Below are 14915 nucleotides of genomic sequence, written 5' to 3'. Positions count from 1 at the left end.
CGCCGACTGCGGGGACAGAGACCACCGATTGAGACAGCACGACCTGACACCGGACGCGATCGTCAGACTACGACCGGATCTGTCCGGGCATGACAGATCCGCGACGTCGGATGAAGAGACCCCTATTGGCCGGACATGGTCCGGTCCCAGGGGGTCACCTCAACTCAAAGGGCCATTCCGTCGATCTCACTACGCACGTCTTGGGCCTCTTCATTTCGTCCGAGGTTACTGAGAAGTTCTGCCAAAAGACTCAGACTGCCGCGAAGTGGTTTTGTATAGGCGGCAGGTGTCTCGGCTGATTTCCGGCGATAGATCCTCACGGCTTCGGTGGTGGCGGCGAGTGCCTCGTCCCGCCGTCCTAGTTCCGACAGCCGGTTGCCGAGGTTGTTCAAGGACATGGCGAGGTTGGGTTCGAAGGCGCCGGGGTTGGTCGCGGCCAGTCGCCGGCGTATCTCGACGGCTTCGGTGGTGGCGGCGAGTGCCTCGCCCTGCCGTCCTAGTTCCGACAGCTGGATGCCGAGGTTGTTCAAGGACATGGCGAGGTTGGGTTCGAAGGCGCCGGGGTTGGTCGCGGCCAGTCGCCGGCGTATCTCGACGGCTTCGGTGGTGGCGGCGAGTGCCTCGTCCCGCCGTCCTAGTTCCGACAGCTGGTTGCCGAGGTTGTTCAAGGACATGGCGAGGTTGGGTTCGAAGGCGCCGGGGTTGGTCGCGGCCAGTCGCCGATAGACCTCGACGGCTTCGGTGGTGGCGGCGAGTGCCTCGTCCCGCCGTCCTAGTTCCGACAGCTGGTTGCCGAGGTTGTTCAACGATGAGGCGAGGTTGGGTTCGAAGGCGCCGGGGTTGGTCGCGGCCAGTCGCCGATAGACCTCGACGGCTTCGGTGGTGGCGGCGAGTGCCTCGCCCTGCCGTCCTAGTTCCGACAGCTGGATGCCGAGGTTGTTCAAGGACATGGCGAGGTCGGGTTCGAAGGCGCCGGGGTTGGTCGCGGCCAGTCGCCGATAGACCTCGACGGCTTCGGTGGTGGCGGCGAGTGCCTCGCCCTGCCGTCCTAGTTCCGACAGCTGGTTGCCGAGGTTGTTCAAGGACATGGCGAGGTCGGGTTCGAAGGCGCCGGGGTTGGTCGCGGCCAGTCGCCGATAGACCTCGACGGCTTCGGTGGTGGCGGCGAGTGCCTCGTCCCGCCGTCCTAGTTCCGACAGCTGGTTGCCGAGGTTGTTCAACGATGAGGCGAGGTTGGGTTCGAAGGCGCCGGGGTTGGTCGCGGCCAGTCGCCGGCGTATCTCGACGGCTTCGGTGGTGGCGGCGAGTGCCTCGTCCCGCCGTCCTAGTTCCGACAGCTGGTTGCCGAGGTTGTTCAAGGACATGGCGAGGTCGGGTTCGAAGGCGCCGGGGTTGGTCGCGGCCAGTCGCCGGAAGACCTCGACGGCTTCGGTGGTGGCGGCGAGTGCCTCGTCCCGCCGTCCTAGTTCCGACAGCTGGTTGCCGAGGTTGTTCAAGGACATGGCGAGGTCGGGTTCGAAGGCGCCGGGGTTGGTCGCGGCCAGTCGCCGGAAGACCTCGACGGCTTCGGTGGTGGCGGCGAGTGCCTCGTCCCGCCGTCCTAGTTCCGACAGCTGGTTGCCGAGGTTGTTCAAGGACATGGCGAGGTCGGGTTCGAAGGCGCCGGGGTTGGTCGCGGCCAGTCGCCGATAGACCTCGACGGCTTCGGTGGTGGCGGCGAGTGCTTCCTCCCGCCGCCCCAGTTCCGACAGACGGTTGCCGAGGTTGTTGAGGAAGCCGGCTAGGTCGCGGATGTGGGTGGGTTCGTCGGCGCGGGCTAGGGCGCGCTTGAGGGCGACGGCCTGTTGGCAGTAGGTGAGGGCTTCGGCGCGGCGGCCGAGTTCGCCCAGGCGTAGTTCCAGGTGCCAGGCGGTGGTGGCCAGTTCCGTGGTGGCGGTGGTGTCACCGAGGGTGTGGGCTTGCTGGTAGTGGTGGTAGGCCTCGCGGAGGTCGTCGATGTCCTGGTCGGGGGGTTGCGGCCATTCTTGGACGCGCCACCGCCAGTAGTGTGCGGCCTGCTGGTGGGCTCGCATGAGGGCGGCGGTGTTGCCGCCGGCTTGTTCGCGTCGGTGCAGTTCGGAAGCGGTCCAGCGGTGGACGAACACACGTGTCTCACCGCTGGGCGTGGTCGCGGTGAGCAGGCTGCTGGCCGTGCATGCGCCCAGTGGTGGGGCCAGGTCCACCTCGACGCGGACCGGCGGCGTGGGGAGTACGTCCAGGTGCGGGCCGAGTAGAGCCCGCACCGGTGCGGGTAGCTGGGCCAGGTCGATCGGTCCGGGTGGTATCTGAGCCTGGGTGAGGATGTTCTGGATGGCCTGCCGCGCGGTGTGTAGGGCTGTGGTGTTCGCGGCGTTGGGATCGGGAGTGCCTAACTGAAAGGCCAGGGCGTGATGGTCGACAGCCCTGCGGTAGACGGAGGCACCCAACAGCAGCGCACGAGCGTGGGATGTGGTGTCCAGGTGGGCGAGCAGGTCGTCGAGCAGGACGTCGTCGGCGGCCAGTGCGGCGGTTTCGGCCAGCGCGGCGTCCAGGTTGCCGTGTTCGGACAGGTAGCGGCCGATGTCGATGATGGTGTGGCCGCGGGCGGCCAGCCGGGTCTGGGCGGCGTTGAGCAGGCGGATCCGCACATCGGCGAAGCGGGCCTGCCCGCCGGCCAGCAGCGCGTCGAGGTATTCCAGGCAGCGTGGATGCCCGCCGACCGCCCGCCACACCTGGTCGAGCTGGGTTTCGTCGAGCCGGTCGAGCTGGGGCAGTGCCCAGGCCAGCTTCAGGGTTTCGGCCGATGACAGTGGCCCGACTGGCTGGAACGTCAGCGCGTGTTCGGCGTGTTCGGGCAGGGTGAATCGGTAGCGGCTGGTGATCAGCAGCCGGGCGGCACCGGCTGCGGCAGCCAGCCGGGCCAGTAGCGTCGCAAGGTCCGGATCGGCGACCTCGCGGCGTCCGTCGTGACCGGCCGGGGTCAGGTTGTCCTCGAAGTTGTCGATGACCAGCAGCAGCGGGGCCGTGGGCAGCACCTGGCTGCTGAGGATCTCCAGCCGGCGCCGCCAGCCCAGGTTCCCGTCGTGGGCCCGCCGGATCCCGGCCAGAACGACAGGAGTGGCCCACACCGGTCGAGAGATCTGCAGGATGTCGGTCACGGCCTCCAGGATCGCGGTGATGACCTGATCGACCGCGACCTGGTTACGCACGACCGCCACCAGCCGGGAGGTGTCCGACTCGACGATCCGGGCGATCAGCTCGTCGGCCAGAGTGGTCTTGCCGACCCCGCCGACGCCGTGCAGCACCACCCCGGCCGTCGACTGACCCAGTAGCCGGGCGGGCAGCCGCCGTTGCTCCCAGCGGCGCCCGACGACCTCACCGGGCTGACGGCGCAGCACCCCGGCAGCCGTCGGCGCGGCGACCCCGACCAAGCCGGGCCGGGCAGGGTCGATCACCGGGAACCGGCCGACCCCGGCCAGCACACTGACCGCCGCCCACTCACCCAACCCCAGCACCCGCCCGGCACCGTCCGCGGCAGACCGTTCCAGCTCCTGCTGAACCTCGCGACGCGCCTGCGCAGCCGCGGCGATCACGTCCGCACCCGGGTCGGCGGCCACATTCTCGTAGATCTTGGCGAACATGCGGGTCGCATACACATCGGTGATCGCGGTCTGACTCGCGATCACCACGCTCGCCCCGGCCGCCAGCAGACCCGCCGCGAACGACCCCCCACCGACGGACGACACCCCAGCCTCAGCGCCGGTGTAGCAGGCCGCCAACACGACCACCGGCGGCATCCGCCCCACCGGGATCGCCTCCCGCACGAACTGACCGACATCCACCTGTCGGGCCGCGCCGGTCTCGTTCTCCAGCTCCAACACGCCCGGACCGCCATGACCGGACAGATGCAGCACATGCGCCGGCCACTCGGTCAACGCGGCCCGAATCTCCTTCGTCGTAGCGAAATGCACGATCCGCACCTCAGCCTCGTGCGCCCGTGCCCCCCGCACCGCCTTCACGACGTTACGCAGCTCCCGCTCGTAGTCGAGCAGCCCACCACCGCCCGTCAGCGGCGACGAGATCGCCACCACGATCCGCAACGGGCCACCCGTCGGTGCCGCCACCCCCATCCCGACCTTGCGGTACAGACGAACCGCACTGTCCAGGGCCAACGCCGACGCACCACCAGGCAGCCACAACGTTTCCCACGGCAGCCGGGCCAACTCACCGTCGACCTGCACACCCAGCCGCACCGGCAGATCCCGCGCCCGCGCCCGCTCGTACTCCTGACGCAGCCCGGTGACGACCTCCTCCGGCAACAGATCCACAGCCAGTAACCGCCCCACCGTCCCCGCCGCCGCCCCGACCGGGTCCCCGACCAGCGTCCCCGCGCCCCGGACACCCACCAGGTGCTCCCGCGCCCGGACCAGCCGGGCCACCGCGTCCGCCAGCTCGGCCGAGATCCCCCGATGACGGCCCGACACGGCGACCTGCCCGCCCGTCAGCTCAACCCCGCCGTCCGTGCCGATCCGCAGCACCAGATCGACCGCCGCAGGATCCGCGATCACCCGCTCCGGGATTTCACCGTCCTCGGCAAGCACGTCCACCAACGGCCCGGAACCCAAGCCCAAGATCTCACCAGGGCCATCCTGGCCGGAGAAACACGACTCGATCCTGACCGCCGTCAGGAACCCCAACCCCTCCCGTCGGTGGTGGGCCGACACCACGCCCACCACACACCCTGAGACCCACACCGCAGCACCCGACATCGCCTCCCACGGCGACACACCCGGATCCGGATCCTCACCGGGCTGATCGACCCTGATCTCCAGGGTCTGCGACTTCGGGTTGGACAACCCGGCGATCGACCCCACCGCGTGGTGCGCCTCCCGCACGAGCACACCGTCGGACGCCCTCCGCAGCTTCCACCGGGGAAACCCGACGACCTGCGCCGAAACCCGCTGCGCCGTCGCCGTCAACCGCCCGAACCTGACCGGCACGACCGACACACCGTCGACGCGCGCCAAACGCACTAACGCCACGTCCGCCGCCGGGTCACACCACGCCACCATCCCCGGAGCCGACCACTCACCCGGCTGCTCTGCATCGAAACGCACCGTCACGTCGGCCCCGCCGGCCACGACGTGCGCCGCCGTCAGGACCAGGTCATCGCGTATCCGATAGCCCGACCCCCGCCTCGCCGACCCATCCTCGCGAACAACGATCACCTCAGCGACCCGATGCGCCGCCAGCGCCTCCCACCGCCCCCGCCCGGGCACCTCACCAGCCACCGATCACCGCTCGCCCTTCTCGACAGAACCGGAAATCAGCGGCAGACAATCAGGCTCGTCCGCACGACGCGGCTGCAGCACCAACTTGACCCGCTGGGTCACCACCGACGACCGCTTCGCCCCCCACTCCGCATCCACCACCATCAGCTTCGCCTTCACCCCGGGCTGCGACGACTTCTCCACCACCAACTCCAGCTCCAACTCCACCGGCCCGGCCTCGAACCGCAGATCCGTGTGCTCACCGGCCCACATCGCACGACTCAACTCATGCCGCAACTGCCAGATCAAATCAGCCAACTCGATGCCGTCGTCCACCCCGGACCTCACTCTCCACCTCGGACCAGACAGTCAACCCCATCCCCACTACCCACGCCCACACCGAAGATGACCGAGATCTCACAAAGTCCAAGATCCGACAGAATCAACCCCGGCTGCAGCCGTCGCGGATATGCGTGCAACCGAGAGATTTCAAGGCGCGCACAGGCGCGAAGGCCCGAAAAGGCCAGGCTGATGTGGCTAACAACTGATGGCGGATGTTCCTCGAAAGTGCTTTCACCCCCCAGCGATATTGAACTTAAAGTCGCTGCTCTTGGCGGGAGATCATGCGGCCCGCCGCAACTTTCAGCGGGCTCGCGGCCACGCCGCGGAATGGCCCGAGCTGACGGGGATTCATCCTGTGGCAACCTGCTCCTTCTCGCCCTATCGGCTGCGCTCGGCACCCTGGGCCCGCCGGCTTGACAGGTTCTGTCAGGCCTGGGGCGGGTTCGATCGGCCTGTCAGCGGCGCACTGAGGGTCGTCAGTACGTCCGCCGGTCCGGGGGCCATTGCGCCTATGGCCGACAGAGATACCAGCCGAGCGCCGATCCCCGTCGGGGACGTGGTGCCCGGTGATCCGCCGGTGCCGATCACCGTGTGGCCGGTCCCCGCCCCCGGGGACGGCGAGACCATGTCCAACGCGATGGGGGTGCGGCTGGTCCACAACCTCACTCACCCGTCGGGGCTGGTCATCGATCTGACCGTCGGGCCGCACTTGGCTCGTGCGGTCATCGCTGCGCATCGCCGCAGTCACCTTCAAGAGGCCCGGCAGGTGGGTTGGGGTCGTGAGCCGGCGATGTTGATCGTCACCGGTTGGCCGATTCACGACGCCTCCCCGGTGGAGTTCTTCCGGCGGTGCAGGGTCAGTCTTGTGCCGGGTGGGTGTATGGCGGTGCTGTTGCCGCACGGGGACGTGGCCGTGCCCGTCGATGTGGTCGTCGCCGCCAGGCAAGCCGGGCTGGCGTACCTGCAGCATGTGGTGGCGGCCGACCAGCCGCCGCGACGCGGCCACCAGGGTCTGCTCGACATCCACACCGACGTGCTGATCCTCACCCGCAGCGCGACGTCGGCCGGGATGGTCGATGGTTGAGCCGATGCCGGTGACGTCGGTGTGGTTGACGTGTCAGCAGCCGGCGCGGGATCAGCGGCGGGGTCGGTACGTGTCGGCGACATCCAGCCACCCCGGGAAGATGCTGCCGCATCTGGCCGCGCACGCGATCGGTGCCTACACTGCGGCGGGGGATCTGGTGTTCGACCCGATGTGCGGGTCCGGGACCACGATGGTCGAGGCCATGCATCTGGGCCGGCAGGGGATCGGGATAGACGTCGAGCCCCGGTTCACCGCGTTGGCGGCCGCGAATGTGGCGCTCGCGGCGTCGCAGGGCGCGGCGGGTAGCGGGCAGGTCTTCACGGGTGACGCGACGGGTCTGCTGGATTTGGTGCCGTCATCGGTGGTCGGGCGGGTGGCTCTGGTGCTGACCTCCCCGCCGTACGGGCGGGGAACCCACGGGCTCGTGCGGTTCACCAGCAGCGGGGTCCGCAAGCGCCACCACCTGTACGGGGATCGGGAGGCTGGCAACCTCGCCTACGGCGGCTGGTCGCGGCTGTTCGACGGGTTCGCCGCGATCCTGGCAGCCAGTTGCCAGTTGTTGCGTCCGGGTGGGTTCGTGGTGATCACGTGTCGGCCGGTGCGACGCCACCGCGACGATCTGATCGACCTGCCGGGGGAGTTGCTTGCGGTGGCCCGGTCGGTGGGGCTGCTGCCGGTGCAGCGGTGTGCGGCGATGCTCGCCGCCGTGCGGGACGGGCGGATCGTGCACCGGGCGAACATGTTCGGTCTGCTGGCCGTGCGGCGGGCCAGGGACGCGGGCATCCCGGTGCACCTGGTGGCGCATGAGGACGTACTGGTCCTGCGCCGCAGTGGAAAGTCCTGAAGTTCCGACGAACCCAAGTGTTCGCACGACGAATCCGGGTGTCCGGAGGGCTCATCATGCCATGCGGGTACTCGGGTTCGGTCGAACCCAATCGGTAAGTGATTGCGGAGAACTCGCAAGGGGTCGGGCGGCGTTGCTCGCGGACAGTGGCGCGGGCGCTGATGCTCAGACGGGGGTCTGCTGGCTGCGGTGCATGGCTCGGAGAAGGGCTCCGCGTGGTGCCGGGGCGGGCAGTTCGCGAGCATTTTCGCTGGCGAATGCCTGGAGCAGGTATTCGACGATGCGTTGCCAGGCGTCCGGGGCTGTGCCGGCGGTGGCGGCGACGACTCCGGCGTTGGCCATGAGCAGTAGGATCATGTCGTCGGGGTGGAAGTCGGCGCGCAGCTGCCCGGAGGTTTTGGCGCGGCGCACGATGGTGACAAAGTCGCGGTAGGCGCGGGCCCGGTGGCCTTCGAGGTCCTCGATCGTGGGATTGGTGGCGGCGAAGGTCAGGGTGAGTAGGTCGGCGAAGCCGCGGTCGCCGGACTGCATCGCGCACACCTGGCGCACGTAGCCGCAGAATCCGGCCCACGGATCGGGGTCGGCGAGCGCCTGTGCTGCGGCGTCGGCGTAGTCGGTCATCTTGTCGTTGAACGCGGCGGCGATCAGGGACTCGCGGTCCGGGAATCGCCGGTGCAGGGTCGCCTCGCCGACGCCGGCTCGGCGGGCGATCTCGTCGAGCGGCACCTGTAGCCCTTGTTCGGCGAACGCGTGCCGGGCGGCGGTGATGATCGCTTTGCGGTTACGCGCAGCGTCGGCTCGCAGGGGCTTTTCGGCGGGTGTCCGGCTTGTCACACCTTCACCATCGCACAAGTGGAGCCAGGTCACCACTTTGCTGCTACGGTTAAGTGGAGCTAATGCACCACTTATGCGTGTTGTGATGAGGAGACAGCGATGACGGACACCGCAACGGTGAAGACCACCGCGCCCGTGGCGGGTCGGCTGACGGTCGAGGTCTGGACCGACCTCGGCTGCCCCTGGTGCTATCTGGGTATCCACCGGCTGCGCCACGCTGTGGACCGCACCGGCACGGCCGGGATCACGCTCATGCTGCGCTCGTTCGAGCTGGACCCGGACGCCTCGGCCGAACCGATGACGATCCCGGAGATCTTCACCCGCAAGCACGGCCTGCCGGTCCAGGCCGCGATGCAGGCCGAAGCCGCCATGCGCGACCGGGTCGCCGCCGAAGGGTTGCCCTTCACCACCGACCGGCTGCACGCCAACTCCTTCGACGTGCACCGCGTCCTGCAGCTGGCGAACCGGCGCGATGCCGGCACCGTCTTCTTCGAGACAGTGCAGAAGCGCTTCTTCGCGGGCGAGATCAACCCGTACGACCACGCGAGCCTTAACGCTGTCGCCGTAGAAGTCGGCCTGGACGGCGACGAGGTCCGCACCGTCCTCGCCGGTGACTCCTACGCCCAGCAGGTTCGCCATGACGAACGGCGCGCCCGCCAGCTTGGCGTCACCGGAGTCCCATTCGTCCTGCTCGACCAGCGGTTCGCCGTCGCCGGGGCTCAGTCGATCGACGCGTACGCCCAGGCCATCACCCGCGCCCGCGAGTCCCTCTCGTGACCAGCAACCCGGCCGCTCCCGCCGACCAGACCGATCCGATCCCACAGGACGATCCGCTACCGATCGGCGAAGACCCGGACGGTCCCCGCGACCAGCCGGCCGCAGGGACCATCATCCACCTCGTGGCCGGCGGCGACTCCTGCCGGCCCGGAGAACTTTGCGACTGACAACCCACCGTCACACCCCGAAAGGAACCATCATGCCCACAATCGCCATCGTCGGCGCCGGCTCCGGCCTCGGCCAGTCCATCGCGAAAACCTTCGGCAGTAACGGCTTCTCCGTCGCGCTCGTCTCGCGTACCCAAAGCAAACTCGACGCCCTCGCTGCCGAACTCGGCCAGGCCGGAATCGACGCCGCCGGTTTCGCCGCCGACGTCATGGACCGCCCTTCGCTGGTCGACGCCTTCGCCCGGATCAAGCAGCGCTTCGGCACCGTCGACGTCCTGGAGTACTCGCCCGCCCCGCACACCCCGGTTCCCGGCATCACCATGGCGAGCCCTCTGGACGTCACCGTCGAGAACATCCAGCCGCAGCTCGACTACTACCTCTACGGCGGCATCACCGCCGCCCAGCAGGTCCTGCCCGACATGCTCGAACGCGGCAGCGGCACCCTGCTGTTCACCACCGGCGCTGCTTCGCTCAACCCCACCCAGGCCGCGCCGGAGTTCGCCAACATCGCCATCGCGGGCGCGGCCCTGCGCTCCTGGGTCCTCAAGCTGCACCAGGTCACCGACGGCACAGGCGTCTACGCCGCCCACGTCCCCCTCTCGGTCTGGATCGGCACCGGCGGCCCCGAGACCCAGCCCGACACGATCGCCCAGCACTACTGGGACCTCTACACCAAACGAGACGGCGCTGAGCACCACTACAACACGTTCTGAAAGCCCACAACCGTCAAGGCCGCAACACCACACTCACCCACGCGGATGTGGCCTTGGCGGCTTGACCATCCCAAGCCCGTTGTGCTCCGGTCATTCGCGGAACGTGTTCCGGAGCCGATAGTTCACGACCCAAAGCCAGTCATCGGTCGGCTGTAGCCGCAGCGGGGCCTGTCTCGCCAATGGCTCTGTTAGATCCACAGGCCCGCTGTGCGAACCGCCGTCCGCTTCGCCAGGGCTGCCGGTGGTCGCGCCACGGCAGGCCGGGGTCCCGCCCAGGTCTGCGGCGGACAGGTACTGCTGCCGCCTGCGGGCTGTCAGGCGCTGACAGACCACCGAATCTGACACGGCGCCTCGCCGCCGTCGACGGGACCTAACCTGGGGACTCTCCCTATTTCCCGTGCCACTGATCTGATGCCTTCCGCGACGGCATCGCGCCCACCCTGTTCGGTCGGCCGCCGTCGTCGGTTTCGGATCTGGCGCTCATTCCACGCTGCACCTCTCGCGTTGTAGATCGCGAGCAGCGTTTTCCACCCATCCTCAGGCGTTCACCGCCCGGTGCTCGCCGTTTCGTGCTGCCCTACGGAGGACGACATGCTCCAGCACACCTGGTACCTGGACGACATCGACTGGTTCGCCGCCCTGCCCGACGCACCGCGTCTGACCGACGACAACAGCACCGTCATCGGTCAGCTCGCCGACCTGTTCGGCGGGGAAGCGCCGTTGGGGCCGGCCACGACCGTCACCGCCACGTACGTGATTCTCATGGCCCTCGAGCAGGTCGGGGAGACCATGACGTACGCCGCCGCAACCCACGACACGACCGAGTTGGGGCGGCTGCTGTGTGGTCTCAACCTCATCCAGGCCCACCTCACCCAGATCATCCAGCACACCGCCCGGCACGCCGACAACCGCAGCTTCCGCGGCCTCGCCCGGATGCCCGCCACCACCGTGCAGGCGCTGACCGCACGTCTGACCACGGCGGGTGCGGTCGGTGAGGCCCTCGCCGGCCACCTCAAGGACGCCCACACGGTGCTGCGGACCACGACTGCGTAACACCCCGGCGCAGCCCCGGGACCGGTCACGCCGTTCCCTGTTGTTCCACCGGCCGTGCCCGGCCGACCGCGCAATCGCGCGCACCGTCCGGGCACGGCCGACCGTCGTGCCCGGATTCCCACCCCTGAGGAGGATTCCGATGCCACACCCCTGCGGCCCGCTGCGGGCCACCTCGGCCAACCACTCATACCCAGACCCGGACACCGGCGGCTGCCGGCTACGGTCGATCCACCGGACGTGCCCTGCGGCCGCCGGTCCCGGGTCCCTGCCGACGGTGCCGGCATGACCGCGCCCGACGTTCCGGCGCTCCTGGCGTCCCGCCCGCTGGTGGGTGGCCTCGCGGTGCCGTGGATCACGGTACGCATGCCCGACGGTCGGTACCGCTTCGGTGCCGTCGACTACCACCGGCACCGCCGCGCATTGCGCGATCGACTCTGCCAGACCTGCGGTGGTCCACTCGACCCTGCACGGATCGTCTTCGCGATGCGCGACAGCGACCTGAAGCTGCTCGTCAGCCCCGAACCGGGTATGCACCCCGTCTGCGCCGACTACTCCGCCCGCAGCTGCCCGATGCTGGCCGGCCGGTTACCCCACCACCGCGCCAGCGACCCCGCCGCGCACCTGGCAGACCTCGGCGTCACCTCCCACGGTGACCCCACCGGCAGCCGGGCAGCAGCCCCCGCCGAGCGGTGGCACCTGCTCTGGGCCACCGACTACCAGCCGATCATCAACCCCCTCACCGGTCAGCCCGCCGCGCTGGTGCTGCCCGAACAGATCCTGCGTGTCCGCCCGACCGGACCGCCCCCGCTGAGACCGGACGACACCGGCACCCCCACCGGCCCGGCATCGCACCCCTGAACCCGCAACGGAGTCCTGCCATGACGCTGCACGTCATCGCCGTCTACCACAACACCGACAGTCGTTTCCTGCCCTACCAGCCGGGCCACACACTCACCCAGGTCATCTCCCACTGGCGGCATCTGCCCGACACCGCCACCCCGCAGCACACCGCCGACTGGATCTACACACTGTTCAACGTCGACCTCGACACCCTGGAAGCCAACCGGGCGGCACCGCACGGTGAAGCCGACTTCCTCATCGCCTGCACCTACCGGCTGCTACGGCTGCGATCGCTGTCCACCGGAGACGTCGTCGCGGTCACCGCCCGCGGTGACACCACCTGGATGGCGTGCGAGTTCGTCGGCTGGAAACCCATCGACACCCCGACCCTGCTCACCGGTGCTCCGCTCACCGCCGCCGGCGTCGAGCAGCAGCTGCGGCGGGACCGTCGTGCGTGAGCAGCCGAACGGTGAGGTGACGCACCCGGTGCGGGTGTTCGACCTGTGGCTGAACTGCGGTCACCTCGTCACCGTCGAACGTAGAGGCTGGTACCCGGTGTCGGTGCCGTGCTGCGACCGGCTCGGCGGCACCGTCCTGCACGGCGTCTACGTGCCCTACGCCTCCCACGTCGACCTGGTCACCCTGCGCTCCGAACGCCACGCCTCCCGGCCGGCGGGCAGCCCCGCCAGACCCGACCGGCTCATCGGCCGGCGCGCACGCACCGACGACCCCTACCGGCCAGCGCATGCCGGCGACGGCGGCCACTGCGGTCGCTGGCCGGCCCACGTCGGCGCCACCTGGAGCCTCGACGGTTCCCTCCCCGGGCCCGACTGATCGGTCGACTCACCTCACCGGCCCCGCTGCGGCGGCCACCGAAAAATACGGCCCGCCAGCAGGCGGGCCGTCGTCGTTCAGGACCCGGGACACTCCACCTGCCCACGGAGTACGTCCCGGGTCCTTCCCATGATGGGAGGAACCCGTGTCCACCACACTCCTCGTGATCGCCATCCCCGTGGCCGTCACCCTCGGGACCGCTGCCGGCTACCTGGCCACCCGGCGGACCGTCGAGCGGCTACGCGCCGAACTGGCCGACGCGGCCTGGCAGCTGACCCACGACCCGCTCACCGGTCTGCTCAACCGCATCGGCCTGCGCACCGCCCACACCGCCGTCGCAGCCGGCCCACCGCGCCCGCTCATCGTCATCCTCCTCGACCTCGACCGGTTCAAGGAGGTCAACGACGCCCACGGCCACGACGCCGGCGACGACCTGCTCATGGAAATCGCCGACCGGCTCGGGCACCTCGCCGACGCCGCCGACGGCACCGCCGCCCGCCTGTCCGGCGACGAGTTCGCCGCCATCCTGCCCCTGCGCCACCACCGCCTCGACGACCTCGCCGACCAGATCACCACGGCGATCGCCGCACCGGTCACGATCCAGGCCGACAACGGCCCGGTCACGGTGACCGTCACCGCCAGCGTCGGCATAACGATCACGGCCAGCACCGACCGGCTGGAGGACGGGCCGCTGCACCGGGCGGACACCGCCATGTACCAGGCCAAAAACCACGGCGGCGACCGGCACCTGCTCTACACGCCCGGCATGGTCATGCCCGAGCAGGGACACCGTCGGGGGCCACGCCCCCGTGACCTGCGCCGCGACCGGTCCGGGAGCGTCGAATGAACCTCACCTCCCGCACCGCCTGCGCGACCTGCCACCTGGTGCTGACCGAGTCCACGCACGAGGGCCGCACCGTGTACCGGCATCCTGTCGCCGAGGGCCGGCACGCCGTCGTCCCCGTCGACGCCCGCCAGCTGCCGGACGTGTTCGACCGCTGCCACACCTGCACCGGTGCCCCACCGGTGTGGAACTACCACACCGGTCTCATCCAGATCGCCGCTGCGGGCGCGGTCGAGACCTACAACGACCAGTGGCACGTCTGCTACCGGTGCGCCCACCACATCGAATCCGACGACGTCGACGCTCTCACCGCGCACTGCGCCGCCCGCATGCAGTGGCCACCCCACAGCGACGAGTACCTCATCCTGCGCACCCTGCACCGGTGCATCCTGCTCGGCAGGGAACACCGGACGCTGCTGACCGCCACCGACTGGCCGTCGGCCCGGATCACCGCCGACCTGCTCCCGAAGATCCGCGACCGGCTCACCCAGCTCCTGCGCGGCCCCGACCACCTGCCCGCACCCCTGCACGAGCCCGGCCACCGCCGCACCCTCGCCGACCAACTCGACCTCGCCCCCCTCTACTGGATCAACCAGGACTTCACCGACCACATCGCCGACGTCACCACCACACAGCCGCCGGCGACGGTCACCGACGACCTCGTCGCCTCACCCGCCGGCCTCATCACCTGGCCCACCCCCATCGGCGTCACCGGTCACCTCGCTGCCGCGTCCTGGACACCCCACCGCGACGGCTGGCAACTCACCGGCTACCGCAGCATCGGCACCGCCCTCGACGACGACCTGATGCCCGCACTACGCCACGAGATCGGCTGGCTGGCCCCCGTCCACACCGAACACCTCACCCGCCGCGCCACCCTCGACGGACACCACCCCCTCGGCCCGCTCATCACCACCTGGCTGCTGATCCACCAACAGCTGACCGACACCGTCGCGGCGAAACTCCCCAAGGGCACCACCAGGGCCTACCAACGCCAACGGCGACCGGCCCCCGACGTGCGGATCGTGCGGATCGCGCCGCACCCCACCACGCCATCGGAGCCCTCCGCACCCGCCGGCCTGCGTACCCGGGCCAAGCCCGACCACCGGTTCTGGGTCTCCGGCCACGAACGTCAACAGGCGTACGGCCCCGGCCGAAGCCTGCGCCGCCCGGTCGACATCCAACCCTTCCTCAAGGGCGACAAGGACCTCCCGATCAAGCTCAGCACCACCGTCCGTGTCCTCGGCGACCGCACCCCCGAAACCGAAGCGTCCCCCGACCAGGGCTGACAGCAC

Annotated in this window: 14 protein-coding genes; 11 read left to right on the top strand and 3 right to left on the bottom strand. The window is 69.5% G+C overall.

Going from position 1 to position 14915, the window contains the following annotated elements:
- Positions 1-164: 164 nt before the first annotated feature.
- Positions 165-5309 carry a tetratricopeptide repeat protein gene (locus tag ACN261_RS29560; RefSeq protein WP_425853369.1) on the bottom strand — a complete coding sequence of 1715 codons (5145 nt, stop codon included), beginning with the start codon at positions 5307-5309 and terminating at the stop codon, positions 165-167.
- A 3-nt stretch (positions 5310-5312) separates the two neighbouring features.
- Positions 5313-5624 (bottom strand): trypco2 family protein, encoded by a 312-nt coding sequence (locus ACN261_RS29555; protein WP_425853367.1) that lies wholly within the window; start codon positions 5622-5624, stop codon positions 5313-5315.
- A 631-nt stretch (positions 5625-6255) separates the two neighbouring features.
- On the opposite strand from ACN261_RS29555, the gene ACN261_RS29550 reads away from it, so the two are divergent.
- Positions 6256-6714 (top strand): hypothetical protein, encoded by a 459-nt coding sequence (locus ACN261_RS29550; RefSeq protein ID WP_425853365.1) that lies wholly within the window; start codon positions 6256-6258, stop codon positions 6712-6714.
- Entirely contained in the window at positions 6707-7558 is an 852-nt protein-coding gene (locus ACN261_RS29545; protein ID WP_088643396.1) for a TRM11 family SAM-dependent methyltransferase, read from the top strand. The genes ACN261_RS29550 and ACN261_RS29545 overlap by 8 nt, the downstream gene beginning before the upstream one ends.
- A gap of 165 nt (positions 7559-7723) precedes the next feature.
- Here the strand turns inward: ACN261_RS29545 and ACN261_RS29540 are convergent, their stop codons facing one another.
- The gene (locus ACN261_RS29540) at positions 7724-8392 is read right to left on the bottom strand and encodes a TetR/AcrR family transcriptional regulator (protein WP_088643397.1); all 669 of its coding nucleotides are present in this window, start codon (positions 8390-8392) and stop codon (positions 7724-7726) included.
- A gap of 99 nt (positions 8393-8491) precedes the next feature.
- On the opposite strand from ACN261_RS29540, the gene ACN261_RS29535 reads away from it, so the two are divergent.
- The 9 genes from ACN261_RS29535 (at position 8492) to ACN261_RS29495 (ending at position 14909) form a co-directional block, all read left to right on the top strand.
- Positions 8492-9169: a DsbA family oxidoreductase gene (locus ACN261_RS29535; RefSeq protein ID WP_425853362.1), complete on the top strand. Its 678-nt coding sequence runs from the start codon at positions 8492-8494 to the stop codon at positions 9167-9169.
- Positions 9166-9336, top strand: coding sequence for a hypothetical protein (locus tag ACN261_RS29530; protein ID WP_158224156.1), 171 nt, complete (start codon positions 9166-9168; stop codon positions 9334-9336). Before ACN261_RS29535 ends, ACN261_RS29530 begins: the two co-directional genes overlap by 4 nt.
- A 32-nt stretch (positions 9337-9368) precedes the next feature.
- Positions 9369-10049, top strand: a complete 681-nt coding sequence (locus tag ACN261_RS29525) for an SDR family NAD(P)-dependent oxidoreductase (protein WP_425853360.1) — start codon at positions 9369-9371, stop codon at positions 10047-10049.
- A gap of 591 nt (positions 10050-10640) precedes the next feature.
- Positions 10641-11102 carry a hypothetical protein gene (locus ACN261_RS29520; RefSeq protein ID WP_425853358.1) on the top strand — a complete coding sequence of 154 codons (462 nt, stop codon included), beginning with the start codon at positions 10641-10643 and terminating at the stop codon, positions 11100-11102.
- 282 nt (positions 11103-11384) lie between these two features.
- Positions 11385-11960 (top strand): hypothetical protein, encoded by a 576-nt coding sequence (locus ACN261_RS29515; RefSeq protein WP_425853356.1) that lies wholly within the window; start codon positions 11385-11387, stop codon positions 11958-11960.
- A gap of 20 nt (positions 11961-11980) precedes the next feature.
- Positions 11981-12400: a hypothetical protein gene (locus ACN261_RS29510; RefSeq protein WP_425853354.1), complete on the top strand. Its 420-nt coding sequence runs from the start codon at positions 11981-11983 to the stop codon at positions 12398-12400.
- A complete protein-coding gene (locus ACN261_RS29505) occupies positions 12393-12776 on the top strand; it encodes a hypothetical protein (RefSeq protein WP_425853352.1) in 384 nt (127 codons plus the stop codon). The genes ACN261_RS29510 and ACN261_RS29505 overlap by 8 nt, the downstream gene beginning before the upstream one ends.
- Before the next feature lie 145 nt (positions 12777-12921).
- Positions 12922-13623 (top strand): diguanylate cyclase domain-containing protein, encoded by a 702-nt coding sequence (locus ACN261_RS29500; RefSeq protein ID WP_425853350.1) that lies wholly within the window; start codon positions 12922-12924, stop codon positions 13621-13623.
- Complete coding sequence (locus tag ACN261_RS29495; RefSeq protein ID WP_425853348.1) at positions 13620-14909, top strand: hypothetical protein; 1290 nt, start codon at positions 13620-13622, stop codon at positions 14907-14909. Before ACN261_RS29500 ends, ACN261_RS29495 begins: the two co-directional genes overlap by 4 nt.
- Positions 14910-14915: the final 6 nt, after the last annotated feature.

It is taken from the genome of Micromonospora sp. WMMD723 (assembly GCF_049863385.1).
In the GTDB taxonomy this organism is placed as follows: Bacteria; Actinomycetota; Actinomycetes; order Mycobacteriales; family Micromonosporaceae; genus Micromonospora; species Micromonospora wenchangensis.
Note: the sequence above shows the minus strand (reverse complement) of the source record. Positions and strands in the feature narration are given on the sequence as shown.